Genomic DNA, 24,644 nt, shown 5'->3' with positions numbered 1-24,644 from the left:
CCTTTATGAGCACGCGCACGCCGCTGATGGCGGGCAACTGGAAGATGAACCTCAACCACCTCGAGGCCATCGCGCACGTCCAGAAGCTCGCCTTCGCCCTGGCCGACAAGGACTACGAGGCCGTCGAGGTCGCCGTCCTGCCGCCCTTCACCGACCTGCGCTCCGTGCAGACCCTGGTCGACGGCGACAAGCTGAAGATCAAGTACGGCGCACAGGACATCTCGGCCCAGGACTCCGGCGCCTACACCGGCGAGATCTCCGGCCCGATGCTGGCCAAGCTGAAGTGCACGTACGTGGCGATCGGCCACTCCGAGCGCCGCCAGTACCACGCCGAGACCGACGAGATCGTCAACGCCAAGGTCAAGGCGGCCTACAAGCACGGTCTGACCCCGATCATGTGCGTCGGCGAGGAGCTGGACGTCCGTGAGGCGGGCAACCACGTCACCCACACCCTCAGCCAGGTCGAGGGCGGTCTGAAGGACCTCCCGGCCGAGCAGGCCGAGACGATCGTGATCGCCTACGAGCCTGTCTGGGCCATCGGCACCGGCAAGGTCTGCGGCGCCGAGGACGCCCAGGAGGTCTGCGCCGCGATCCGCGCCAAGATCGCCGAGCTGTACTCGCAGGAGCTGGCCGACCAGGTCCGCATCCAGTACGGCGGCTCCGTGAAGTCGGGCAACGTCGCGGAGATCATGGCCCAGGCCGACATCGACGGCGCCCTGGTCGGCGGTGCCTCACTGGACGCCGACGAGTTCGTCAAGATCGTGCGGTTCCGCGACCAGTGAGTTCCTGGTAAGCGGGATCCGTCGTACCCTTGCGGGGGCACAGCTCAGTGGCTGTGCCCCTGTCGTCCATCCAGATCCGAGGAAGTTGGTCCAGCCGTGGTTATGGGGTTCTCGATCGCCCTGATCGTCTTCAGCGGGCTGCTGATGCTGCTGGTGCTGATGCACAAGGGCAAGGGCGGCGGCCTCTCCGACATGTTCGGTGGCGGCATGCAGTCGTCCGTCGGTGGCTCCTCGGTCGCCGAGCGCAACCTCGACCGGATCACCGTTGTGGTCGGTTTGCTGTGGTTCGCGTGCATTGTCGTGCTCGGTGTCCTGATGAAGGTGAACAACTGACCGGCACGCACAATCCACACGTAAGGCCCCATGTTCGGTACGCGCAGCTGAGCGCGGCCTATCATGGGGCTTGCGTCTAGGTGTGAGGGCTCTGTAACTCCAATCACTGGACGCGCGTTGGGCCTTACGTAGACTGAGGCGCTCGCAGCGAAGCGAAACGCCGACTCGCTTCGCGGCACCATCACGCAGGGAGTTACGACCGTGGCAAGTGGCAACGCGATCCGAGGAAGCCGGGTCGGGGCGGGGCCGATGGGCGAGGCCGAGCGGGGCGAGTCCGCGCCCCGGCTGCGCATCTCCTTCTGGTGCTCCAACGGGCATGAGACCCAGCCCAGCTTCGCCAGCGACGCGCAGGTTCCCGACACCTGGGACTGCCCGCGCTGCGGCTTTCCCGCCGGACAGGACCGGGACAACCCGCCGGACCCGCCGCGCACCGAGCCCTACAAGACGCACCTCGCGTATGTACGGGAACGGCGCAGTGACGCGGACGGCGAGGCGATCCTCGCCGAGGCGCTCGCCAAACTGCGGGGCGAGATCTAGGAATTGAGGCCGGCCGGACACCCTCGGGTGCCCGGCCGGACCTGTACGACGCACCGGCGCCGAGCCGCTCGCGGACCGATTGTCAGTGGCGCCCTCTACGGTTTGTTCATCGATCTTCTGCATCGATGGACCGGGGGGTGAGTGGTGGCGCCGGCTGAGACGGTGGGCGTGGGTGCGCCCGTGTGGCGCGGAGGATTCGGGCGGCTGTGGAGCGCCGCCGTGCTCTCCAGCTTCGGCGACTCCCTGCGTACGGCGGCCCTGCCGCTCCTCGCCGTGACCCTCACCGACCGGCCGTTGCTGATCGCCGCGGTCACCGCCTGCGGCTATCTGCCGTGGATCGTCTTCGGGCTGCTCGGCGGCGCCGTCGCCGACCGGGTGGACCAGCGGCGCGCGATGTGGACGGTCGATGCGTTACGAGGCCTCCTGGTCGGCGCTTTCGCGGTGGCCGTGGCGTTCGGTCACGCTTCGATCGGCCTGCTCATCGCACTGGCTTTCACTCTGACCGCGCTCCAGACACTGTTCGACAACGCCGCCACGGCCCTGCTCCCCGCCCTGGTCGACCGTGATGCGCTGGGCAGTGCGAACGCCCGCCTCATGACCGGGCAGCGCATCGCCGGCGGACTGGTGGGCGGGCCGGTCGTGCCGGTGCTGCTGGCGGCGGGAGCGGCCGTGCCCTTCGCGGCCGACGCCGGCACCTACCTGGTGGCGGCCGTGCTGGTGGCCTCACTGCGGATCGAGGCGCCCGAGCGGGGGCCGGCACCGGCGGGCAGCACCCTGCGCCGGGAGATCGCGGAGGGACTGTGCACCCTGTGGCGCGACCGGGCCCTGCGAGGACTGTGCGCGGCCACCGCGCTGTGCAACATCGGCATGGGAGCCCAGCTCGCCACCCTCGTCCTCCTGGTGACCGGGTGGCTGGACGCCGGCCCCGTGGGGTACGCCGCGGCGGGCGCCGCCTTCACTGTCGGCGGCCTGGCCGGGGGAGTGCTGAACGGCCGGATCGTGAAGCGCCTGGGCGGAATCCGGGCCGTGCTGCTCGCCGGCACGGTGCAGATTGCGGCCCTCGTCGTCATGGGCACCGTGCGCAGCCTTGCGGTGCTGGTGGCCGCCCTGGCCGTCTTCGGGCTCATGGGCATGGTGTGGAACGTCAACACGACGACCCTCATGCAGCAGCGCAGCCCCGTGGCGCTGCTGGGCCGGGTGGCCTCGGCGTTCCGGACCCTGGCCTTCGCCGGGGTGCCGCTCGGCGCCCTGCTGGGCGGTGCCGTCGCGACCGCCTGGGGCCTCAACACCCCGCCCCTGCTCACGGCCGCCTTCTTCGTACTGGCCGTCGCCTCGCTGATACCTGTGCGCAAGCCGGACGTACCTGTTGTTGCGCCGGACGACGACGCCACGACGGCTCACGCCGGGCGCTGATCAATTAGGTTGGAACAGCTGGGACAGGCACGAAAGAAGGCTGAAGTCGGACATGAACGCAGACGGCCGTACCAGGCTCAACCAGACCCCCGAGTGGACCGCGTTGGCCGAGCACCGGGAGGAGCTCGGCGAAGTGGGGCTGCGGGAGCTGTTCGCCGCCGACCCGGGCCGTGGTGCGGGGTACACGCTGCAGGTCGGTGACCTGCACGTCGACTACTCCAAGCATCTGGTCACCGACGAGACGCTGCGGCTGCTGCGCGAGCTGGCCGCCGCGACGGACGTGTTCGGGCTGCGGGACGCCATGTTCCGCGGCGAGAAGATCAACACAACCGAGAACCGTGCCGTGCTGCACACCGCTCTGCGCGCACCCCGTGACGCGGTGATCGAGGTCGACGGGGAGAACGTCGTCCCGGGGGTGCACGCCGTCCTCGACAAGATGGCCGGCTTCGCCGAGCGGGTCCGCTCCGGCGCCTGGACCGGGCACACCGGCCGGCGCATCAAGAACGTCGTGAACGTCGGCATCGGCGGCTCCGACCTCGGCCCGGCGATGGCGTACGAGGTGCTGCGCAGCTTCACCGACCGAGACCTGACCGTCCGCTTCGTGTCGAACGTCGACGGCGCCGACCTGCACGAGGCCACCCGCGACCTGGACGCGGCCGAGACGCTGTTCGTCATCGCCTCCAAGACCTTCACTACGATCGAGACGATCAGCAACGCGACCTCGGCGCGCGACTGGCTGCTGGGTGAGCTGAAGGCGGGTCCGGAAGCGGTCGCCAAGCACTTCGTCGCCCTGTCGACGAATGCCGAGAAGGTGGCGGACTTCGGCATCGACACGGCCAACATGTTCGAGTTCTGGGACTGGGTCGGCGGGCGCTATTCCTATGACTCGGCGATCGGCCTCTCCCTGATGATCGCCATCGGCCCGGACCGCTTCCGGGAGATGCTCGAGGGTTTCCACACCGTCGACGAGCACTTCCGCACCGCGCCCGCGGAGTCCAACGTGCCGCTGCTGCTGGGTCTGTTGGGCATCTGGTACGGCAACTTCCACGACGCCCAGTCGCACGCGGTGCTGCCGTACAGCCACTACCTGTCGAAGTTCACGGCGTATCTGCAGCAGCTGGACATGGAGTCCAACGGCAAGTATGTCGGCCGGGACGGGCGGGAGGTCGACTGGCAGACCGGGCCGGTCGTGTGGGGCACGCCGGGCACCAACGGGCAGCACGCCTACTACCAGCTGATCCACCAGGGAACCAAGCTGATCCCGGCGGACTTCATCGGCTTCGCCGAGCCCGTCGCCGAGATGAGCGACGGACTGAAGGCACAGCACGACCTGTTGATGGCGAACTTCTTCGCGCAGACGCAGGCGCTGGCGTTCGGCAAGACGCCGGAGGAGGTGCGTGCCGAGGGGGTGCCGGAGGAGCTGGTGACCCACAAGACGTTCAAGGGCAACCACCCGACGACGACGGTCCTCGCGCGCGAGCTGACTCCGTCGGTGCTCGGGCAGCTGATCGCGCTGTACGAGCACAAGGTGTTCGTGCAGGGCGCGGTGTGGAACATCGACTCCTTCGACCAGTGGGGCGTCGAGCTCGGCAAGGTCCTCGCCAAGCGTGTGGAGCCCGCGCTGACCGAGGGCGCCGAGGTGCCGGGCCTGGACGCGTCGACGCAGGCGCTCGTCGCCAAGTACCGGGAGCTGCGCGGCCGGAAGTGACGCGGATCCGGCGGTGACCGCGGATACGGAAGGCGGGCGGCGCGTGGTCGTCCGCTTCCCGTAGACTCCCTCGTTGATCATGAGCACGATCACTCGGGGGAGTGTGAATTGGCTAATCCACAAGGGAGTTGGACCGGCGGCGCCCTGACCGCCCAGTCGTTCCTGAAGCCTCATCAGGTCGCGAAGGCGGTGTTCCACCCGACCTGGATCCCGAACTCGCTGGATCCGTCGGTGGACGCGCTCAAAAAGGCGCGGGTCATCGTGGGGGCGGTCGCGGCGTTCGGTGTCTACACCTTCGTCGAGGGCGGGTTCGCCTTCGACGAGATGCTGGACAACGCGGCGACCGCCTGCGCGGTCCTGCTGTTCATCACGCCGCTCACGGTCGGCGTGATGCTCTGGCTGTGGCGGCGTTCCGGCGCCGGTACGGTGGGGCAGCTGCGGGAACCGCTCGTCAGGTCGCTGAAGTTGCTGCTGCTGTTCATCGGCTCGGCGCTCGGGACTCTGCTGATCTTCCGCTTGGGCGGCTCGCTCGGGGTCCTCGGGAACATGCTGCTCAGCCTGATCGGGCTCTGGATGGGCTTCTTCGTGATCGCCGGCGCCTACCGGATCTCGGGGAACTTCTTCGGCACCGCTGTCGTGCACCGCAGTCTGCCGCCGTTGCTCGCGACCGTGACGACCTGGCTGATGGCCATTCCCGACCTCGTGACCGGTGACCTGCACGGTCTCGGCCTCGCCCTGGGCTTCGTCTTCATCCTGGGCGCTCCGCTGACGGTCACGGGCATCGCCCTGCTGGAGATGGGCCGACTCAAGAACCGGTACGGCATCCGGCTGGCGGCCCACCCGGCCACCCTGCCGCCGGTCCCGGCGCCCCCTCCGATGCCGACCCCGACGCCACCGTCGTACGCCCCGAACGGCTTCGTACCGCCGCAGGGCAACCCGTACGCGCCGCACGGGAACCCCTACGGCCGGCCCCCGCAAGGGAATCCGTACGGCCAGGGTGCGCAGTACCCCCACGGGCCGCAGAACCCGCCGCCTCCCTACAGCCCGCCGCCTCCGTACAACCCGCAGCAGCCGTACGGCCCCGGCCCCTACGGCAGCTGACCCTCGCGGGATCCGTCTCGGCGCCGTCGTCGGTCAGGCGACCGCGCTCAGTGTGTCGGCGAGTCGGCGGTGGGCGGCGCGGGAGGCCGGGACGGCGGCGAGTGCGGCCGCTCCGGCGACTGCCGCCGTGCCGAACAGCACCAGGAGGGCGGCGGACGGGCCCTGGGCGATGCCGGCGCCGATGCCGCTCGATCTGCCCTGGGCGTCGATCAGCCAGTGCGCGAGGGGCGTGCCCAGTGCCGTACCGATGACGACCGCGGCCAGGGCGGTGCAGGCCGTGGAAGTGACGGTGATCGCGGTGATCTGCCGCGGGGACAGCCCGATGGCCTTGAGGGCCAGCAGGTCGCGCTCGCCCTCACGGACGGCACCGCCGATCGCGGTGAGCAGTTCGATGAGCCCGATGAGGGCCAGCACGGCGATCAGGCCGACGACGACGCCGCGCAGGGCCGACAGGCCGTCGGCGGGGTTCGGCACGGCGTGCACGTCGAGGCGTCCGTGCCCGGTGGCGGCCAGCCGGTCGGCGACTTCGCCGGGATCCGCGCCCGGGCGGAGCCGCAGCTCGTACAGGGTGGGGCCGAGGCCGGGATCGTTCTCGCGGAGGGTGTCGAGGGAGGTGGAGATGACCCGGCCGGCGTTCTCCGGCTCGACGCTGCGGCCCACGATGTGCAGGATCTGCGGCTGGTCGCCGACGGTCATCCGGACCCAGTCGCCGACCTGCACGTCCAGCAGATCCAGCAGCCCCTGCCCGGCCACCGCCTCGTCGCGGCCCTGCGCGGGGCGGCCCTCGGCCAGGGCGTAAGGGTAGGGGTCCTCGCGGGTGCCGAGGCCGCGCAGGGCGATCGTGGCTGTCTGGCCCGGGACCAAAGCGGCCACCTCGACGCCGGGGTAGGCGGCGGTGACCTGCGGGTCGCGTTCCAGCAGCGTGCGGGTCTCCCGGTCGGCCAGGCCGGAGTCGGCGTGGACGGCCAGGGCGGTCGGCAGGCCGATCTGCTCGGGGCTGCTGTCGAAGCGTTCGATCGTGGTCCACGCGCTCATCGCCACCACCATCAGCAGCAGCGGCAGCGTGAGCCGGGCGACCGTCGCCAGTGATCTCAGCCGGCGTGTGAACGCCCGGTGCCAGCCCAGCACCAGCGCGGGCGGCAGCCGCAGCCCCAGCGCCTGCCGGGCGACCCCCGACAGCCGTCCGCCGAGCGGTGCCGCGGGCCGTGGCACCGGCACCGGAGGCACGCGCCCCGCCCGCCAGGCCGCGAGCCCGGTGGTCGCGCCGATGAGCAGCACTGCCGCGACGGGAACCGTGAACAGCGCCACGGTGTGCCCGGGCAGCCCCTGCCACACCCCGACCGCGTCCCCGAGCCGGCCCGGGATGTGACTGCCCAGTGCCTGGATGAGGGTCGCGGCGGCGACGGCCCCCAGCAGCGCGTAGGCGAGATGTTGCAGCAGGAAGACCCGGACCACCTGGCCCGGCGTGAAGCCGATCGCCTTCAGCACGGAGATGTCCCGCAGATGCCCGCGGATGCGGGTGCCGATCGCCCCGTGGACGGCGAGCCCGGCGGCGACCAGCGCGCCCAGCCCGAACAGGCCCAGCACCTGCCCGAGCAGCCGGTTGTCGCCCTGCGCCTCGGCGCGCCCCTGTTTCCAGGTGGAGACCTCGCTGACCGCGCTGGCGCCCAGCACGGTCACGGCGCGCTGGACGGCGTAGTCCGTGTCGTCGGGGTCCGTCAGACGCAGCCCGATCACCTGACCGCCCGGGTCGGGCACGGCGGACGGCGGTGCCCAGACGAGGCCCGGCTGCTCGCCCGGCCGGTAGCGCGGCTCGGCGCTGTCGGCGATGCCGAGAACGGTCAGGGTCCGGGCAGTGCCGGTGCCGGGCAGGGTGAGGGTGTCGCCGGGGGCGGCGAGAAGGGCGCGGGCGAGGCGGGTCTCCAGGACGACGCCATCGGGGTTCGAGGGGTCCAGCCAGTGGCCCGAGGTGATCAGGGGGCGGCCGACGGTGGGGCGCTCGGGGGTGCCGCGCAGTTCGACGGTGGCGCGGGTGCCCTGGGAGGACAGGGTGGTGGAGGCGGTCGGGTAGGGGCCCGCGACGGACTCCACGCCGTCGAGCTCGGCCAGTTTCCCGGTGTCGGCCGACGACCCGGTGTGCAGCCACACGTGCGCGCCGTGCGCCTGGGTGAAGACGCGCTGCCAGGGGTTGGTGGCGTAGCCGAAGAGGGCCGTGGCCAGCAGCAGTGACACGACGATCCCGGCCGTGGCCAGTACGAGGAACAGTGCCTCGCCGCGGTGCGTCCGCAGATCGGAGTGAGCCCAGCGCAGGGTGGCTCGCATGGGCGTCAGCCTCGCCGCTCGGGACCGGCAGGCCCGCGCAGGGGGCGGGGATCGTCGTAGCGCCGCATGTCAGTCCCTGAGCTCCAGCACACCCGACGTCCCGGCCCGGCGTGGCGGTGTGCCGGCGTCCAGTTCGGCGTCGTCGGCTATGCGGCCGTCGAAGAAGCTGATCACGCGGTCCGCGGCGCTGGCGAGTCGGGCGTCATGCGTGACCAGCACGATCGCCTGGCCGCGCTGGTGGAAGCGGGACAGCAGCCGCATCACCTCGCGGGTGCCCTTGCTGTCCAGGCTGCCGGCCGGCTCGTCGGCCAGCAGCAACGGCGGTCGGTTGACCAGGGCGCGGGCCAGTGCGACCCGCTGCTGCTCGCCGCCGGACAGTTCACCCGGCAGGCTCCGCTCCTTGCCCGCGAGGCCCAGCTCGCCCAGCAGCTCCGCCCGCTCGGTGCGCGCCCGCTTCGGCGCGACGCCGGCCAGCAGTGCGGGCAGCTCCACGTTGTCGGCGACGGACAGGTCGGAGACCAGGTTGAAGAACTGGAAGACGATCCCGATCCGCTTCCTGCGCTCCACCGCCCAGCGGGCCTCGCTCCACCGGTCCGCGCACTCGCCGTCCAGCCAGATGCTCCCGCTGTCCGGGCGCTGCAGCCCGCCCAGCAGGTGCAGCAGGGTCGACTTACCGGCACCGGACGGACCGGTGACGGCCACGAACTCGCCCTGCCGGACGGAAAGATCAACACCCCGCACGGCATGCGCCGGAGTGCCCTCGCCGCCCTGATGCGTCTTGACCAGGCCCTCGGCCCGCAGCACCGGCCGGCTCGCGGCGCTCGGCGCGGAGCTCTCGGCCTGCGGCGCGGGGTCACCGGCCCGCGCACCGCGACCGTCGGCGCCCAGCTCAGGAGCGGAATCGTCGCTCACTCCAGCTCCTCCAGCTCTTCCTGGCACCGCTCAAGCCAGTCGAGGTCGGCCTGCAGATGCAGCATCGCGCCCTCGATCAGCAGGTGGGCGATGCGGTTGTCCCGGTCTTCGGCGGCGGCCAGTTTCGACAGTTGACGCATGGTGTTCAAGTACTGGCGCCGCTGTTGGTTGATGAGGGCGATCTGGTTGGCGAGCCCCGTCCGCGGGGCGACGGCCAGCTTCATGAAGAACTCGTCCCGCACCCGTGGCTCGTCCTCGGGCTCCTCGAACCAGGCGCGCAGCGCCTCACGCCCGGCGTCGGTGAGGTGGTAGACCTTCTTGTTGGGCCGGCTCGACTGCTCGACGTCCTCGCCCTCTATCAGCCCCGATTTCTCGAGACGGCCGAGGGTCACATAGATCTGGCCGACGTTCGGCTGAGGGTACGCGGAGCCCAGCAGTTGCTCAAGGTCCTGCTTCAGCTCATAGCCGTGGGCCGGGCCGCGCGCCAGCAGGGCCAGGAGGGGCAGCCGCACTCGTGCTCTCCTCCTCGCATCATGGGTAATGTGCCGCGAGGCCTAGTATCGCGCATACCTAACAGGTATACATGGCCTCTGACTCCGGGCAAAGGTGCCTGGGGCCGGTGTGCAAGGAGGAACCTATGCGGTGGATCCACGCCGCCGGTAGGGGCCTCCTCGTCCTCGTTGTGATCCTGACCGGCTACGTTGCCTCCGGCGCCCGCGCCGACGAGGGTCCCGTGGGTGGCAGGGGACCCCTGACTCTCGCCACCGCCGGCGACCTCACCGGCTATCTCGGTTCCGTCCTGGAGGGCTGGAACCGCACCCACCCCGACGAGAAGGTCACCCTCGTCGAGCTGCCCGACTCCGCCGACGAGACCCACGCGCAGATGACCACCGACCTGCGCGGCGGTGACCGCAGCCGCTTCGACGTCCTCAACATCGACGTCAGCTGGACCTCGGAGTTCGCGGCGCAGGGCTGGATCCGCCCCCTGGCGCGCGACCGCTTCCCGCTGGGGAGCTTCCTGCCGCCGGTCGTGGACACGGCTACCTACGACGGACAGCTGTACGCGGTCCCGTACGTCACCAACGCCGGTCTGCTCCTGTACCGCAAGGACATCCTCGCCAAGGAGGGCGTCGACCCACCGCGCACCTGGGCCGAACTGGAACGGGCCGCCAAGACCATCGCGCCCAAGTACGGCCTGGACGGCTACGCGGGGCAGTTCCTGCCGTACGAAGGGCTCACGGTCAACGCAGCCGAGGCCGTCTACTCGGCGGGCGGCTCGATCCTCGGCGACGAGGGCGAGCGCGTCACCGTGAACTCGACGGCGGCCCGCGACGGCATCGACTTCCTCGCCCGGGGCGTGAGCGAGGGCTGGATCCCCGAGCGGGCGCTCACGTACAAGGAGGAGGAGTCCAAGCAGGCCTTCCAGGACGGACGCCTGCTCTTCCTCCGTAACTGGCCGTACGCCTATGTCGGCGCGTCCGCCAAGGGCTCGCCGGTCTCCGGGCGGATCGGTGCCGTACCGCTGCCGGGTCCGGACGGGCCGGGCACGAGTGTGCTGGGCGGCTCCAACCTGGCCGTCAGCTCCCATGCCCGGCACCCCGACTCGGCCGCCCGTCTGATCGCGTACCTGACCAGCGAGCGCGTCCAGCGCCAGGTCCTCACGCGCGGCGCCCTGCCGCCGGTACGGGCCGACCTGTACGAGGATCCCGGGCTGGTGCGGGAGTTCCCGTATCTGCCGACCCTGCGCGAGAGCGTGCTGACGGCCGCGCCGCGCCCCAAGAGCCCGCGCTACGACCAGGTGAGCCTGGTGGTGCAGGCGGTCGTGCACGACGCGATGACCGGGCGCGAGACGCCCGAGGCCGCGGTGCGACGGCTGGCGCGAGAGCTCGACGCCATCGCCGCTGAGTAGTTACCTGTTAGGTAACGGCAGCATCTCATCCTTCCTCGCCATGACCCAGTATGCCCTATTTTGCTAGGTCAACTGCTCGGTAGCTTGCGTCCAGTTCATTGACACCCTCCTGAAACGGGTACTTAACATGCATGCATGCTGAGTAAGTACCACTGGTGGCGTGACGCGGTGATCTACCAGGTCTACGTCCGCAGCTTCCTCGACAGCACCGGCGACGGTGTCGGCGACCTCGCCGGGGTCCGGGCCGGGCTGCCCTATCTGAAGAAGCTCGGGGTCGACGGGATCTGGCTGAGCCCCTTCTATCCCTCGCCGCAGCACGACCACGGGTACGACGTGGCCGACTACTGCGACGTCGACCCGCTCTTCGGCGACCTCGCCGAGTTCGACCAGCTGGTCGCCGCGGCCCGGCGGCTGGGGATCAAGGTGCTGCTCGACATCGTCCCCAACCACTGCTCCAGCGAGCACCTGTGGTTCGAGGAGGCCCTGTCCGCCGAGCCCGGCAGCGCGGCCCGTGCCCGCTTCCACTTCGCCGACGGCCGTGGCGCCGACGGCTCCGAGCCGCCCAACAACTGGCACGCGATGTTCGGCGGCCCGGCGTGGAGCCGGGTGACCGAGGCGGACGGGCAGTCCGGCGAGTGGTACCTGCACATGTTCACGCCCGAGCAGCCCGACTGGAACTGGCGCAACCCGGAGGTCGGCGCCGAGTTCGACCGGGTCCTGCGTTTCTGGCTGGACCGGGGTGTCGACGGCTTCCGTATCGACGTCGCCGCCGGCCTCTACAAGCACCCCGAGCTGCCCGACTCCGACGACCCGGAGGCCGACGCCCGCACCCGCGACTCGGTCAACCCGCTCGCCTGGAACCAGCCCGAGGTGCACGACGTGTGGCGCCAGTGGCGTTCCATATGCGAGGAGTACACCGCCCGCGACGGCCGTGAGCGTCTGCTCGTCGGCGAGGTGTCCGTCCCGACCGCCCGCGAGCACGCCCAGTACGTCCGCTCCGACGAGCTCCACCAGGCCTTCTTCTTCGACCTGCTCAGCGCCCCCTGGGAGGCCGACGCCTTCCGCAAGGTCATCTCCGAGGCCATGCAGGACATAGCTGGCACGGGCTCGACGGTCACCTGGGTCCTCAACAACCACGACCAGGTCCGCACCGTCACCCGCTACGGCGAACCCGCCACCGAGGGCAGCGGCCTCGGCGCCGCCCGCGCCCGCGCCGCCGCGCTGCTGATGCTGGCGCTGCCCGGTGCCGCGTACATCTACCAGGGCGAGGAGCTGGGCCTGCCCGAGGTCGTCGATCTGCCCGACGACGTGCTCACCGACCCGATCTTCCACCGCACCGGCAGCCGGGCCCGCATCCGCGACGGCTGCAGGGTGCCGCTGCCCTGGTCGGGACAGGCGTCCCCGTTCGGCTTCACCTCCGGCGCGGAGAGTGCCAAGCCCTGGCTGCCGCAGCCCGAGTACTTCGCCGAGTACGCCACCGACCGCGCCCTCGCCGACACCCGCTCCTTCTGGCACCTGTACCGCGACGGCCTCCAACTGCGCGAGGCGCTGCCCCAGTTGGGTGAAGGCACGCTGAGCTGGCTGAACAGCGCGCCCGGCGTCCTGGCCTTCGTCCGCGGCGACGGCCTCGTCTGCGCCGTCAACTTCGGTACCGCGCCCACCCCGGCGCCGGTCTCCGGAACCCCGCTGCTGTCGAGCGGCCCCTGCCCGGCCGGGGTTCTGCCCGGCTCCACCGCGGCTTGGTGGATGAGCGACGGGACCGAGTTCCGCGCTTCCTGATTTTTCCGTCAACTCCCCATCCCCGAAGGGACATCAACGATGATGCGACGACGTACCACCCTGCTCACCGGCTGCACCGCTCTCGTCCTCGCGCTCGGCGCCACCGCCTGTGGCGGCGGACCGGTCGCCGCGGGCGGCGGTGACAAGGCGCTCGACGGCCAGACGATCACCGTGGCCGGTGTCTGGACCGGCACCGAGCAGAAGAACTTCCAGAAGGTGCTGGACGCGTTCACCGAGAAGACCGGCGCCAAGACCGAGTTCGTGTCCACCGGGGACAACGTCTCCACCGTCGTCGGCAGCAAGATCGAGGGCGGCAACGCCCCCGACGTGGTGATGGTCCCGCAGGTCGGCGTGCTTCAGCAGTTCGCGAAGAAGGGCTGGCTGGAGCCGCTGTCCAAGACCACGCAGAAGTCCGTGAACGCCAACTTCGCCCCCGTGTGGCAGAACTACGGCAGCGTCGAGGACACCCTCTACGGCCTCTACTTCAAGGCCGCGCACAAGTCGACCGTCTGGTACAGCCCCGACGCCCTCGCCCAGGCCGGCGTCGAGCCGCCGAAGAGCTACGACGACATGCTGAAGGCCGGGAAGACCGTCTCCGACTCCGGCCTCGCCGCGTTCTCGGTCGCCGGGGAGGACGGCTGGACCCTCACCGACTGGTTCGAGAACGTCTACCTCTCCCAGGCCGGACCCGAGAAGTACGACGCCCTCGCCTCGCACGAGCTGAAGTGGACCGACGCGTCCGTGGTCGACGCGCTCACCACCCTCGGCAAGCTGTTCAAGGACAAGCAGCTGATCGCGGGCGGTCAGAAGGAGGCCCTGAACACCGACTTCCCGGGCTCGGTGGAGAAGGTGTTCGGGCCGAAGCCCGAGGCGGGCATGGTCTACGAGGGCGACTTCGTCGCGGGTGTCGCCAAGGACCAGTTCGGCAAGTCGATCGGCGAGGACGCGAACTTCTTCCCGTTCCCGGCGGTCGGTTCCGGCAAGGCGCCGGTGGTCAGCGGCGGTGACGCGGCCGTCGTCCTGAAGGACGGCAAGAACCAGAAGGCCGGCATGGCGCTGCTGGAGTACCTCGCCACCCCGGAGGCCGCGGCGGTGTGGGCGGAGGCGGGCGGCTTCCTGTCCCCGAACAAGAACGTCGACCTCGCCTCGTACGGCGACGACGTCACCCGCGCGACCGCCAAGTCCCTCGTCTCCGCGGGCGATTCGGTTCGCTTCGACATGTCCGACCAGGCCCCGGCGGCCTTCGGCGGCACCAAGGGCGCGGGCGAGTGGAAGCTCCTGCAGGACTTCCTGCGCGACCCGTCGGACCCGAAGGGCACCGCGGCGAAGCTGGAGGCCGCGGCCGCCAAGGCGTACGAGGGCCAGGGCTGATCATCCATGACCGCCACACGTATGAAAGCTGACCGGACATGACCGCCACCCTCGTCAAAGAGGCAAGCCCGTCGCCCGTCCCGGGCGACGGCAAGGCGCGCGCCCGACGCTCACGGCGGCGCGGGCGGATCATCGCCCTCCTCTTCGTCTTCCCCGCGCTGCTCCTGCTGGGCGCGCTCGTCGTCTACCCCGTGCTGTTCTCCATCGGGCGCAGCTTCTTCGATGCCTCCGGCACCGAGTTCGTGGGCGGCGAGAACTACTCCGAGATGTTCCGCGACCCGGCGACACTCAACGCGATCCGCAACACGACCATCTGGGTCGTCGTGGCCCCGGCCCTGCTGACGGGCCTCGGTCTGATCCTGGCCGTGCTGGTGGAGAAGGTCCGCTGGGCGACCGCCTTCAAGCTGCTGCTGTTCATGCCGATGGCCGTGTCCTTCCTCGCCGCCGGCATCATCTTCCGGCTCGCCTACGACGAGGACCCGGACAAGGGCGTGCTGAACGCCGCCGTCGTCTCCGTGCACGACGCCTTCCAGGGCACGTCGACCTATCCGACGGCACGGGCACGCGACGGGCAGGGGCTGGCCAAGGGGGCGGACGGCTCGTACGGCACGACCGCGACCGCGTCCCCCGGCCAGGCCGTGACGCTCGGACTCGTCGGTGTGCTCCCGGCGGACCTCCCCGGGGACGCCCGGCCCGCGGACGCGGCCGCGGGGCAGAAGGCGGGCCCCGGTGAGCTCAGCGGCGTCGTGTACCTCGACTTCACGCCCGGCGGGGGAGGTGAGCAGGGCAAGGTCGACCAGCGGGAGAGCGGGCTTCCGGAGATGACGGTCGAGGCGGTGCGCGGCGGGGAGGCGGTCGCCTCGACGACCACGGCGGCCGACGGCTCGTTCCGTTTCGAGGGGCTGGACGACGGGTCGTACACGGTGAAGCTGCCGGCCTCGAACTTCGCCGCTCCTTACGAGGGCGTCTCCTGGCTCGGACCCACGCTCGTCACGCCGGCGATCATCGGGGCGTACCTGTGGATCTGGACCGGATTCGCGATGGTCCTGATCGGCGCGGGTCTGGCGACCCTGCCCCGGGACGCGCTGGAGGCCGCGCGGATGGACGGCGCGAGCGAGTGGCAGATCTTCCGGCGGATCACGGTGCCGCTGCTGGCGCCGGTGCTGACGGTCGTGTTCATCACCCTCGTCATCAACGTGATGAAGGTCTTCGACCTCGTCTACATCATCGCGCCCGGGCCGGTGCAGGAGGACGCGACCGTACTCGCGACGCAGATGTGGCTGGTGTCGTTCGGCGGTGGCAACAACCAGGGCCTGGGCAGCGCGCTCGGTGTACTGCTCCTGTTGCTCGTCATCCCCGCCATGGTCTTCAACGTCCGCCGTTTCCGAGGGAGTCAGCGATGAACGCGGTCAGGCGCGGACTGGGCAACGGGCTGGTCCAGGCGTTTCTCGTGGTGATCGGGCTGGTGTGGCTGACGCCGCTGGCCGGGCTGTTCGTGTCGTCCATGCGGTCCGCCGAGGACACCGCGAAGGGCGGCTGGTGGACCGTGTTCACCAGCCCGGGCCAGCTGTCCTTCGACAACTACTCGGCACTGCTGGGCAACGCCGGGATCACCCAGGCCTTCTGGAACACCGTGCTGATCTCGGTGCCGGCGACTTTGCTGGTGGTCGTCCTCGCGGCGCTCGCCGGGTACGCCTTCGCGTGGCTGGACTTCCCCGGACGTGAGGCGATCTTCCTGGTCGTGGTGGCGCTGCTCGTGGTGCCCGTGCAGATCGGGCTGCTCCCGGTCGCCAAACTCTTCGGCCAGCTGGGGCTGTTCGGCACGATTCCCGGTGTCGTCCTCTTCCACGTGGCCTACGGGCTGCCGTTCGCGGTGTTCCTGCTGCGGAACTACTTCGCCGAACTGCCCAAGGAGATGCTGGAGGCGGCGCGGATGGACGGGGGCAGCGAGTGGCGGATCTTCACGCGGCTGGTGCTCCCGGTGGGGCGCCCGGCGATCGCCTCGCTCGCCATCTTCCAGTTCCTGTGGGTGTGGAACGACATGCTGGTGGCGCTGCTCTTCGCGGACAGCGCGTCGCAGCCGCTCACGGTTGAACTGCAGTCCCAGATCCGGCAGTTCGGCAGCAACATCGACGTGCTGGCGCCGGGGGCGTTCGTGTCGCTGGTGGTGCCGGTCGTGGTGTTCTTCGCGTTCCAGCGGCACTTCGTACAGGGCGTGATGGCCGGGTCGGTGAAGTAGCCCGGGCAAGCGGTGCATGTACTTCGGGCCCTCGCTTCACCGGGAAGCGAGGGCCCGAAGTGCGTTCACGCGGACGCCGGTGGATACAGCGACCGCGGCAACTGCGAAGCGGCCGCCGCGTCCAGCAGCCACAGTGTCCTGGCACGGCCGTACGCCCCGGCCGCCGGTGCCTGGATCTCACCCGCGCCCGACAGCGCGATGGCCGCCGCCTGTGCCTTGTCCTCGCCCGCCGCCAGCAGCCACACCTCACGCGCCGCCCGGATCGCGGGCAGCGTGAGGGTGACACGGGTCGGTGGGGGCTTGGGGGCGCCGTGCACGCCGACGACCGTGCGGTCCGTCTCCCGTACCGCGGGCAGTTCCGGGAACAGGGAGGCCACGTGCGTGTCCGGACCCACGCCCAACATCAGGACGTCGAACGTGGGAACCGCGCCGTGGTTCTCCGGGCCCGCCGCCCTCGCCAGTTCCTCCGCGTAGGCGGCAGCGGCCGCCTCCACGTCCGTGCCGAACGGGCCGTCCGAGGCGGGCATGGCGTGCACCCGCTTCGGATCCAGCGGCACCGCGTCCAGCAGGGCCGCACGCGCCTGAGTGACGTTGCGCTCCGGATCGCCCTCGGGAAGGAAACGCTCGTCGCCCCACCAGAGGTCCAGCCGACCCCAGTCGACGGCGTCCCGGGCGGGGGCCGCCGCGAGCGCGGCCAGCAGGCCGTTGCCGTTGCGGCCACCCGTGAGGACCACGGACGCCGAGCCCCGGGAGGCCTGCGCGTCCACGATCTTCGTGATCAGCCGGGCCGCCGCGGCCTGCGCCATCAGCTCCTTGTCGTGGTGCACGACCAGCTGCGGAGTACTCACTTGGCCGCCGCCCTCTTCACCGGTTCCGGTGCCGTCGCTTCCTTCGCGGGTGCTTTCGCAGCGGTTTCGACGGGAGCCGGGAGAGCGGCTCGTCCGGCCGGTTCTCCTTTGGCCGGCGCTCCCTCCCCGCCCTGCGACTCCTTGGCCTGCGACTCCCCGGCCTGCGACTCCTTGGCCGGCGACTCCTCGGCCCTGGCCACGGCGGCCTCGGCCAGGGCGACGGCCTGCGCAGCCTTGGCGATCGCGGCCTCGACGCCCCGAACCGCCGGAGCCGGCCCGGCGCTCAGCCGCTCCACCCCGAACCGCAGCGCCGAGGCGTACGTGTCGTCCGGGTCGAGCCGCCGCAGCTCCTCCGCGATCAGCTCGGCCGTCTCCCGCCGCTTCAGCGCCACCGCACGGTCCGGCTGGCCCTGGATGGAGAGGGTCGCCAGGGACCCGTCCGCCCGGTCGAGCGCTATCGGGCCGCAGTCGGTGTCCATACGGACCGCCGTCAGGCCGGGGCCCGACGACAGCGACCGCTTGACGGGGACGTCCAGCCGGTCCGCGAGCCACATCGCCAGCAGCTCACAGCTCGGGTTGAACTCCTCGCCCTCCACCTCGACGGCCTGCACCTCGCAGACCACCTGGTCCAGAGCCGCCGCCAGCATCGAGCGCCACGGCGTGATCCGGGTCCAGGACAGGTCGGTGTCGCCGGGTGTGTAGGCGTCGGCGCGGGCCGACAGCTCCCGTACCGGCTGCTCCGAGGCGTACGTGTCGGTCACCCGGCGCTGGGCCAGCGCGCCCAGCGGGTCGTTCGCCGGGTCGAGCGGCGCGTTGACCGGCCACCAGACCACCACCGGGGCGTCCGGCAGCAGCAGCGGCAGGACGACCGACTGGGCGTGGTCGGACACCTCGCCGTACAGCCGCAGGACGACCGTCTCGCCGGTGCCCGCCTCCGCGCCCACCCGCACCTCGGCATCCAGCCGGGACTGCGTGCGGTCGCGGGGCGAGCGCGAGACGCGCTTGATGACCACGAGCGTGCGCGAGGGGTGCTCGCGCGAGGCGTCGTTGGCGGCCCTCAGAGCGTCGTAGGCGTTCTCCTCGTCCGTGACGATGACCAGCGTGAGCACCATGCCCACGGCCGGCGTGCCGATGGCCCGGCGGCCCTGCACCAGCGCCTTGTTGATCTTGCTGGCAGTGGTGTCCGTGAGGTCTATCTTCATGGCCGGCGCCAGCTCCGTCCGTCTCGCTCGAGCATTTCGTCCGCCTCGACGGGGCCCCAGGTACCGGACGGGTACTGGGCCGGCTTGCCGTTCTTGTCCCAGTACTCCTCGATCGGGTCGAGGATCTTCCAGGACAGCTCGACCTCCTCGGTGCGCGGGAAGAGGTTCGAGTCACCCAGGAGAACGTCCAGGATCAGACGCTCGTACGCCTCCGGGCTCGACTCCGTGAAGGACTCGCCGTACGCGAAGTCCATCGACACGTCGCGGATCTCCATCGACGTGCCCGGCACCTTCGAGCCGAAGCGGACCGTGACGCCCTCGTCCGGCTGGACGCGGATCACGATCGCGTTCTGGCCGAGCTCCTCGGTGGCCGTCGTGTCGAAGGGGGAGTGCGGCGCGCGCTGGAAGACGACCGCGATCTCGGTGACGCGGCGGCCCAGGCGCTTGCCGGTGCGCAGGTAGAAGGGGACACCCGCCCAGCGGCGGTTGTCGATCCCCACCTTGATCGCGGCGTAGGTGTCCGTCTTGGACTTGGCGTCGATGCCCTCCTCCTGGAGGTACCCGACCGCCTTCTCGCCGCCCTGCCAGCCGGCCGCGTACTGCCCGAACACCGTGTCGCGGCCCAGGTCCTTCGGCAGCCGTACGGCACCGAGCACCTTGGTCTTCTCGGCCGCCAGCGCGTCCGCGTCGAAGGAGGCGGGCTCCTCCATCGCGGTCAGTGCCAGGAGCTGGAGCAGGTGGTTCTGGATGACGTCACGGGCGGCGCCGATGCCGTCGTAGTAGCCGGCGCGACCGCCGATGCCGATGTCCTCGGCCATGGTGATCTGCACGTGGTCCACGAAGGACCGGTTCCAGATCGGCTCGAACATCGTGTTGGCGAACCGCAGCGCCAGGATGTTCTGGACGGTCTCCTTGCCCAGGTAGTGGTCGATGCGGAAGACCTGGTCCGGGGCGAAGACCTCGTGGACGACCTTGTTGAGCTCCTCGGCCGACGCAAGGTCGTGTCCGAAGGGCTTCTCGATGACCGCTCGCCGCCAGGAGCTGCTCGTCTGCTCGGCGAGGCCGTGCTTCTTCAGCTGCTGGATGACCACCGGGAAGGAGCGCGGCGGCACCGAGAGGTAGAAGGCGAAGTTGCCGCCCGTGCCCTGGGCCTTGTCCAGCTCCTCGATGGTGCCGCGCAGCCGCTCGAAGGCGGCGTCGTCGTCGAAGGTGCCCTGCACGAAGCGCATGCCCTGGATGAGCTGCTGCCAGACCTCCTCACGGAAGGGGGTGCGGGCATGCTCCTTGACGGCGTCGTGGACCTCCTGCGCGAAGTCCTCGTTGGCCCACTCGCGGCGGGCGAAGCCCACCAGCGAGAAACCCGGCGGCAGCAGACCCCGGTTGGCGAGGTCGTAAACGGCCGGCATCAGCTTCTTACGTGACAAATCGCCCGTAACGCCGAAGATCACCAGGCCCGACGGCCCCGCGATACGCGGGAGCCGTCGGTCGGCGGCGTCACGAAGCGGGTTCGCTTCAGTGACGGTGAAGGGTGGCAAGGGATCAGCCCTCCGAGGGGGCGAGGCGCTCGAGCTCTGCCTCGGTCGACTTGAGCAGGTCGTTCCAGGACGCCTCGAACTTCTCGACGCCCTCGTCCTCCAGCAGCTGCACGACGTCGTCGTACGAGATGCCGAGGCGCTCGACGGCGTCCAGCTCGGCGCGGGCCTGCTGGTAGGTGCCTGCGATGGTGTTGCCGGTGATCGAGCCGCTCTCCTCGGTCGCCTGCAGGGTGGCCTCCGGCATGGTGTTGACCGTGTTCGGCGCGACCAGGTCGTCGACGTACAGGGTGGCCTTGTAGGCCTTGTCCTTCACACCGGTGGAGGCCCACAGCGGACGCTGCTTGTTGGCGCCCGCGTTCTCCAGCGTGCTCCAGCGGTCGGAGGAGAAGACCTCCTCGTACGCCTCGTAGGCGAGGCGCGCGTTGGCCACGCCCGCCTTGCCGCGCGCGGCCTTGGCCTCGTCGGTGCCGAGCGCGTCGATCCGCTTGTCGATCTCGGTGTCCACGCGGGACACGAAGAACGACGCCACCGACCGGATCTTGGACAGGTCCAGGCCCTTGGCCTTGGCCTTCTCCAGACCGGCGAGGTAGGCGTCCATGACCTCGCGGTAGCGCTCCAGCGAGAAGATCAGCGTGACGTTGACGCTGATGCCGCGGCCGATGACCTCGGTGATCGCCGGGAGGCCCGCCTTGGTGGCCGGGATCTTGATGAGCGTGTTGGGGCGGTCGACCAGCCAGGCCAGCTGCTTGGCCTCGGCGACGGTCGCGCGGGTGTTGTGGGCCAGGCGCGGGTCGACCTCGATGGAGACCCGGCCGTCCTGGCCGCCGGTGGCGTCGAAGACCGGGCGCAGGATGTCGGCGGCGTCGCGGACGTCCGCCGTCGTGATCATGCGTACGGCCTCTTCGACGGTGACCTTGCGGGCGGCGAGGTCGGCGAGCTGCTGCTCGTAGCCGTCACCGCTGCTGATCGCCTTCTGGAAGATCGTCGGGTTGGTGGTGACACCCACGACGTGCTGCTGGTCGATCAGCTCGGCCAGGTTGCCGGACGTGATGCGCTGGCGCGACAGGTCGTCCAGCCAGATCGCGACGCCTTCCTCGGAGAGGCGCTTGAGTGCGTCTGTCATGGAAAATCAAACTCCTACGTCTCGTATATGAGCGTCAGCGCTGGGCCGCGGCGAGGGATTCCCGCGCGACGGCCGCCACGTTCTCGGCAGTGAAGCCGTACTCCCGGAAAAGGACCTTGCCGTCGGCCGAAGCACCGAAGTGCTCCAGGGAAACGATGCGACCCGCGTCCCCGACGTACTTGTGCCAGGTGAGACCGATGCCGGCCTCCACCGCGACCCGCGCCCTGACGGCCGGCGGAAGAACGCTGTCCCGGTACCCCTGGTCCTGCTCCTCGAACCACTCCACGGACGGCATGGACACGACTCGCGTCGGCACCCCGTCCGCCTGCAGCTGCTCGCGTGCCTCGACGGCGACGTGCACCTCGGAGCCGGTGGCGATGAGGACGACCTGCGGCTCGCCGCCGTCGGCCTCGAACAGCACGTAACCGCCGCGCGCGGCGTCCTCGTCGGCCTCGTAGGTCGGCACGCCCTGGCGGGTCAGCGCCAGCCCGTGCGGGGCACCCTTGCCGAACTCCTTGGTGTAGCGCTTGAGGATCTCGCGCCAGGCGATCGCGGTCTCGTTGGCGTCGGCGGGCCGCACGACATTGAGACCGGGGATGGCGCGCAGGGACGCCAGGTGCTCGATCGGCTGGTGGGTGGGGCCGTCCTCACCGAGACCGATGGAGTCGTGCGTCCACACGTACGTCACCGGCAGGTGCATCAGGGCCGACAGACGTACGGCGTTGCGCATGTAGTCGGAGAACACGAGGAACGTGCCGCCGTAGATACGGGTGTTGCCGTGCAGCGCGATGCCGTTCATCTCCGCGGCCATGGAGTGCTCGCGGATGCCGAAGTGGATCGTGCGGCCGTACGGGTCCGCCTCCGGGAGCGGGTTGTCCGCCGGGAGGAACGACGACGTCTTGTCGATCGTCGTGTTGTTGGAGCCGGCCAGGTCGGCCGAGCCGCCCCACAGTTCCGGGATGACCGCGCCGAGGGCCTGGAGCACCTTGCCGGACGCGGCACGCGTGGCGACGCCCTTGCCGGGCTCGAAGACCGGGAGCTTCTCCTCCCAGCCGGTGGGCAGCTCGCCCGCGGCGATGCGGTCGAACTCGGCGGCGCGCTCGGCGTTGTTGTCCCGCCACTGCTGGAAGGACTTCTCCCACACGGCACGGGCCGCCTGGCCGCGCTCCAGGGCACCCCGGGTGTGGGCGATGACCTCGTCGGAGACCTCGAAGGACTGCTCCGGGTCGAAGCCGAGGACGCGCTTGGTGGCCGCGACCTCGTCGTCGCCGAGCGCCGAGCCGTGGGCGGCCTCGGTGTTCTGGGCGTTCGGGGCCGGCCAGGCGATGATCGAGCGCATCGCGATGAAGGACGGCTTGTCCGTCACCTTCTTCGCTTCCTCGATCGCGTCGTAGATGGCGTGCGGGTCGAGGTCGCCGTCCGGCTGCGGGGCGACGCGCTGGACGTGCCAGCCGTACGCCTCGTACCGCTTGACGGTGTCCTCGGAGACGGCCGTCTCGGTGTCGCCCTCGATCGAGATGTGGTTGTCGTCCCACAGCAGGATCAGGTTGCCGAGCTTCTGGTGGCCGGCCATCGAGGAGGCCTCGGCGGAGATGCCCTCCTGGAGGCAGCCGTCACCGGCGATGGCGTAGACGAAGTGGTCGAACGGAGAGGTGCCCTCGGGGGCCTCCGGGTCGAACAGACCGCGCTCGTAGCGGGCCGCCATCGCCATGCCGACGGCGTTGGCGACACCCTGACCCAGCGGGCCGGTCGTCGTCTCGACGCCCGTGGTGTGGCCGTACTCCGGGTGACCGGGGGTCTTCGAACCCCAGGTCCGGAACGCCTTCAGGTCGTCCAGCTCCAGGCCGAAGCCGGCCAGGTACAGCTGGGTGTAGAGGGTCAGGGACGAGTGGCCCGCGGACAGCACGAAGCGGTCGCGCCCGACCCAGTCGGCGTCCGCCGGGTCGTGCCGCATCACCTTCTGGAAGAGGGTGTAGGCGGCAGGTGCCAGGCTCATCGCCGTACCCGGATGGCCGTTTCCGACCTTCTGTACGGCATCGGCGGCCAGGACGCGGGCGGTGTCGACGGCCCGCTGGTCCAGCTCGGTCCACTCGAGGTCTGTGGTGGTCGGCTTGGTGCTCACCCTGGGTCAGGGCTCCTCTCCACATGTCGGATGCCGGTGTTTCGGGCATGCGCCCACCGGCTGCCGGCGTTCTCTGCGTCGGCCGGCCGTTGTCGAGCCTACCCCTGGAAGTACGTGCGTTTTTTCGAGTCATTCCAGACTGCCGGGAGTCGCCGGGATGCGCCTCCCGACTGGCTCGTTCCGCGTTCGGCAAGTGAATACGCAGGCGCTCATCCGGGTGCTCAATCGAGCTTCCGTGCGCCCGTCGGACCGCCCTCTCCAACACGACCCCACCCCCGCGAATGTCCGGGTCTGGGCAACGTCTACAGTGGCGTGGTACGCGCGAGCCTTTACCGGGACTTCACACGGGGAGGCTTGCTGGGATGTCTCTGTCAGGGGTGTGCGTGACGGCCGTTGAATCCCGTCCAGCGGATGGGGGCACCGCCCATGCCATTAAGGCTATGGGGGATATCGGGACGAGCCAGAGCCCGAGCCGGCGGCCGATCGGGGCCCGGGTCAAGGCGTTCGTGGCGCTTACCAAGCCGCGGATCATCGAGCTGCTGCTGATCACCACCGTTCCGGTGATGTTCCTGGCCGAGCAGGGTGTGCCCGACCTCGGTCTGGTGCTGCTCACCTGCATCGGCGGCTACCTCTCCGCCGGTGGCGCCAACGCGCTGAACATGTACATCGACCGTGACATCGACGCGCTCATGGACCGCACCTCGCAGCGCCCGCTGGTCACCGGGATGGTCAGTCCGCGCGAGTGCCTTGCCTTCGGCATCACGCTGGCGGTGGTCTCCACGCTCCTGTTCGGCCTCACCGTCAACTGGCTGTCGGCCTGGCTCTCCCTCGGCGCACTCCTCTTCTACGTCGTCGTCTACACGATGATCCTCAAGCGCCGTACCTCGCAGAACATCGTGTGGGGCGGCATCGCGGGCTGCATGCCGGTGCTGATCGGCTGGACGGCCGTCACGAACTCCCTCACCTGGGCGCCGCTCATCCTGTTCCTGGTGATCTTCTTCTGGACGCCGCCGCACTACTGGCCGCTGTCCATGAAGGTGAAGGACGACTACGCGCGCGTGGGCGTGCCCATGCTGCCCGTCATCGCCTCGAACAAGGTCGTCGCCAAGCAGATCGTCATCTACAGCTGGGTGATGGTCGCGGTGTCCCTCCTGCTGACGCCGCTCGGTTACACCGGCTGGTTCTACACCGCGGTCGCACTGGCCGCCGGCGGCTGGTGGCTGTGGGAGGCGCACGCGCTGCAGAACCGCGCGAAGGCTGAGGTGACGGGCGGCAAGCTGAAGGAAATGCGCCTGTTCCACTGGTCGATCACGTATGTCTCGCTGCTGTTCGTGGCGGTGGCCGTGGACCCGTTCCTGCGCTGACGCACGTCACAGTGCCCGGCCCTCGCCAGCTGATCTACTCGTGA

At 70.2% G+C, this 24,644-nt stretch carries 20 protein-coding genes; 12 read left to right on the top strand and 8 right to left on the bottom strand.

Annotated elements, in window-relative coordinates; all coding sequences use genetic code 11:
• Positions 1–5 precede the first annotated feature (5 nt).
• The 6 genes from tpiA to ACZ7M7_RS00980 all read left to right on the top strand — a co-directional run bounded on the left by tpiA (position 6) and on the right by ACZ7M7_RS00980 (position 5,874).
• Positions 6–782: a triose-phosphate isomerase gene (tpiA, locus tag ACZ7M7_RS01005; RefSeq protein WP_383597067.1), complete on the top strand. Its 777-nt coding sequence runs from the start codon at positions 6–8 to the stop codon at positions 780–782.
• Positions 783–884: 102 nt separating this feature from the next.
• Positions 885–1,115, top strand: coding sequence for a preprotein translocase subunit SecG (gene secG / locus ACZ7M7_RS01000; RefSeq protein WP_328430621.1), 231 nt, complete (start codon positions 885–887; stop codon positions 1,113–1,115).
• Positions 1,116–1,316: 201 nt separating this feature from the next.
• Entirely contained in the window at positions 1,317–1,652 is a 336-nt protein-coding gene (locus ACZ7M7_RS00995; RefSeq protein ID WP_003957010.1) for an RNA polymerase-binding protein RbpA, read from the top strand.
• A gap of 144 nt (positions 1,653–1,796) precedes the next feature.
• Positions 1,797–3,065 carry an MFS transporter gene (locus ACZ7M7_RS00990; protein WP_472113846.1) on the top strand — a complete coding sequence of 423 codons (1,269 nt, stop codon included), beginning with the start codon at positions 1,797–1,799 and terminating at the stop codon, positions 3,063–3,065.
• 52 nt (positions 3,066–3,117) lie between these two features.
• A complete protein-coding gene (gene pgi / locus ACZ7M7_RS00985; protein WP_472111571.1) occupies positions 3,118–4,773 on the top strand; it encodes a glucose-6-phosphate isomerase in 1,656 nt (551 codons plus the stop codon).
• A 108-nt stretch (positions 4,774–4,881) separates the two neighbouring features.
• Positions 4,882–5,874 carry a hypothetical protein gene (locus tag ACZ7M7_RS00980; RefSeq protein WP_472111570.1) on the top strand — a complete coding sequence of 331 codons (993 nt, stop codon included), beginning with the start codon at positions 4,882–4,884 and terminating at the stop codon, positions 5,872–5,874.
• A 33-nt stretch (positions 5,875–5,907) separates the two neighbouring features.
• On the opposite strand, the gene ACZ7M7_RS00975 is transcribed toward ACZ7M7_RS00980, so the two are convergent.
• The 3 genes from ACZ7M7_RS00975 to ACZ7M7_RS00965 all read right to left on the bottom strand — a co-directional run bounded on the left by ACZ7M7_RS00975 (position 5,908) and on the right by ACZ7M7_RS00965 (position 9,620).
• Positions 5,908–8,196 (bottom strand): ABC transporter permease, encoded by a 2,289-nt coding sequence (locus tag ACZ7M7_RS00975; protein ID WP_472111569.1) that lies wholly within the window; start codon positions 8,194–8,196, stop codon positions 5,908–5,910.
• Positions 8,197–8,265: 69 nt separating this feature from the next.
• A complete protein-coding gene (locus ACZ7M7_RS00970; protein WP_383597680.1) occupies positions 8,266–9,000 on the bottom strand; it encodes an ABC transporter ATP-binding protein in 735 nt (244 codons plus the stop codon).
• Positions 9,001–9,104: 104 nt separating this feature from the next.
• The gene (locus tag ACZ7M7_RS00965; protein WP_383597079.1) at positions 9,105–9,620 is read right to left on the bottom strand and encodes a PadR family transcriptional regulator; all 516 of its coding nucleotides are present in this window, start codon (positions 9,618–9,620) and stop codon (positions 9,105–9,107) included.
• A gap of 125 nt (positions 9,621–9,745) precedes the next feature.
• Between ACZ7M7_RS00965 and ACZ7M7_RS00960 the strand changes: the two genes are divergently transcribed.
• The 5 genes from ACZ7M7_RS00960 to ACZ7M7_RS00940 all read left to right on the top strand — a co-directional run bounded on the left by ACZ7M7_RS00960 (position 9,746) and on the right by ACZ7M7_RS00940 (position 16,406).
• Positions 9,746–11,017: an ABC transporter substrate-binding protein gene (locus ACZ7M7_RS00960; RefSeq protein ID WP_383597082.1), complete on the top strand. Its 1,272-nt coding sequence runs from the start codon at positions 9,746–9,748 to the stop codon at positions 11,015–11,017.
• 135 nt (positions 11,018–11,152) lie between these two features.
• Positions 11,153–12,796, top strand: a complete 1,644-nt coding sequence (locus ACZ7M7_RS00955; RefSeq protein WP_383597085.1) for a glycoside hydrolase family 13 protein — start codon at positions 11,153–11,155, stop codon at positions 12,794–12,796.
• 39 nt (positions 12,797–12,835) lie between these two features.
• A complete protein-coding gene (locus ACZ7M7_RS00950; RefSeq protein WP_383597088.1) occupies positions 12,836–14,167 on the top strand; it encodes an ABC transporter substrate-binding protein in 1,332 nt (443 codons plus the stop codon).
• Positions 14,168–14,205: 38 nt separating this feature from the next.
• On the top strand, positions 14,206–15,570 hold the full coding sequence (locus ACZ7M7_RS00945; RefSeq protein ID WP_472111568.1) for an ABC transporter permease: 1,365 nt from the start codon (positions 14,206–14,208) through the stop codon (positions 15,568–15,570).
• Entirely contained in the window at positions 15,567–16,406 is an 840-nt protein-coding gene (locus ACZ7M7_RS00940; protein WP_383597093.1) for a carbohydrate ABC transporter permease, read from the top strand. Before ACZ7M7_RS00945 ends, ACZ7M7_RS00940 begins: the two co-directional genes overlap by 4 nt.
• Before the next feature lie 65 nt (positions 16,407–16,471).
• Here ACZ7M7_RS00940 and pgl read toward each other — a convergent pair whose 3' ends face one another.
• From pgl to tkt, 5 genes are read right to left on the bottom strand one after another with little or no spacing between them, the layout of a single operon-like run.
• Entirely contained in the window at positions 16,472–17,254 is a 783-nt protein-coding gene (gene pgl, locus ACZ7M7_RS00935; protein ID WP_383597096.1) for a 6-phosphogluconolactonase, read from the bottom strand.
• A complete protein-coding gene (gene opcA / locus ACZ7M7_RS00930) occupies positions 17,251–18,456 on the bottom strand; it encodes a glucose-6-phosphate dehydrogenase assembly protein OpcA (protein WP_472111567.1) in 1,206 nt (401 codons plus the stop codon). The genes pgl and opcA overlap by 4 nt, the downstream gene beginning before the upstream one ends.
• Positions 18,453–19,991 carry a glucose-6-phosphate dehydrogenase gene (gene zwf, locus ACZ7M7_RS00925; protein WP_472111566.1) on the bottom strand — a complete coding sequence of 513 codons (1,539 nt, stop codon included), beginning with the start codon at positions 19,989–19,991 and terminating at the stop codon, positions 18,453–18,455. The genes opcA and zwf overlap by 4 nt, the downstream gene beginning before the upstream one ends.
• Positions 19,992–19,995: 4 nt before the next feature.
• Entirely contained in the window at positions 19,996–21,114 is a 1,119-nt protein-coding gene (tal, locus tag ACZ7M7_RS00920; RefSeq protein ID WP_383597105.1) for a transaldolase, read from the bottom strand.
• A gap of 34 nt (positions 21,115–21,148) precedes the next feature.
• On the bottom strand, positions 21,149–23,236 hold the full coding sequence (gene tkt, locus ACZ7M7_RS00915) for a transketolase (RefSeq protein ID WP_383597107.1): 2,088 nt from the start codon (positions 23,234–23,236) through the stop codon (positions 21,149–21,151).
• A gap of 377 nt (positions 23,237–23,613) precedes the next feature.
• On the opposite strand from tkt, the gene ACZ7M7_RS00910 reads away from it, so the two are divergent.
• On the top strand, positions 23,614–24,600 hold the full coding sequence (locus ACZ7M7_RS00910; protein ID WP_472113843.1) for a heme o synthase: 987 nt from the start codon (positions 23,614–23,616) through the stop codon (positions 24,598–24,600).
• Positions 24,601–24,644: the final 44 nt, after the last annotated feature.

This window comes from Streptomyces sp. NPDC111606 (genome assembly GCF_055656945.1).
This window is presented reverse-complemented; position numbering and strand designations above follow the sequence as displayed.

Excerpts from the sequence above, each read along its gene's own strand:
- tpiA (WP_383597067.1), top strand. The coding sequence starts at position 6 with ATGAGCACGCGCACGCCGCTGATGGCGGGCAACTGGAAGATGAACCTC.
- secG (WP_328430621.1), top strand. The coding sequence starts at position 885 with ATGGGGTTCTCGATCGCCCTGATCGTCTTCAGCGGGCTGCTGATGCTG.
- pgi (WP_472111571.1), top strand. The coding sequence starts at position 3,118 with ATGAACGCAGACGGCCGTACCAGGCTCAACCAGACCCCCGAGTGGACC.
- ACZ7M7_RS00975 (WP_472111569.1), bottom strand. The coding sequence starts at position 8,196 with ATGCGAGCCACCCTGCGCTGGGCTCACTCCGATCTGCGGACGCACCGC.
- ACZ7M7_RS00960 (WP_383597082.1), top strand. The coding sequence starts at position 9,746 with ATGCGGTGGATCCACGCCGCCGGTAGGGGCCTCCTCGTCCTCGTTGTG.
- ACZ7M7_RS00955 (WP_383597085.1), top strand. The coding sequence starts at position 11,153 with ATGCTGAGTAAGTACCACTGGTGGCGTGACGCGGTGATCTACCAGGTC.
- ACZ7M7_RS00950 (WP_383597088.1), top strand. The coding sequence starts at position 12,836 with ATGATGCGACGACGTACCACCCTGCTCACCGGCTGCACCGCTCTCGTC.
- ACZ7M7_RS00945 (WP_472111568.1), top strand. The coding sequence starts at position 14,206 with ATGACCGCCACCCTCGTCAAAGAGGCAAGCCCGTCGCCCGTCCCGGGC.
- ACZ7M7_RS00940 (WP_383597093.1), top strand. The coding sequence starts at position 15,567 with ATGAACGCGGTCAGGCGCGGACTGGGCAACGGGCTGGTCCAGGCGTTT.
- opcA (WP_472111567.1), bottom strand. The coding sequence starts at position 18,456 with ATGAAGATAGACCTCACGGACACCACTGCCAGCAAGATCAACAAGGCG.
- tal (WP_383597105.1), bottom strand. The coding sequence starts at position 21,114 with ATGACAGACGCACTCAAGCGCCTCTCCGAGGAAGGCGTCGCGATCTGG.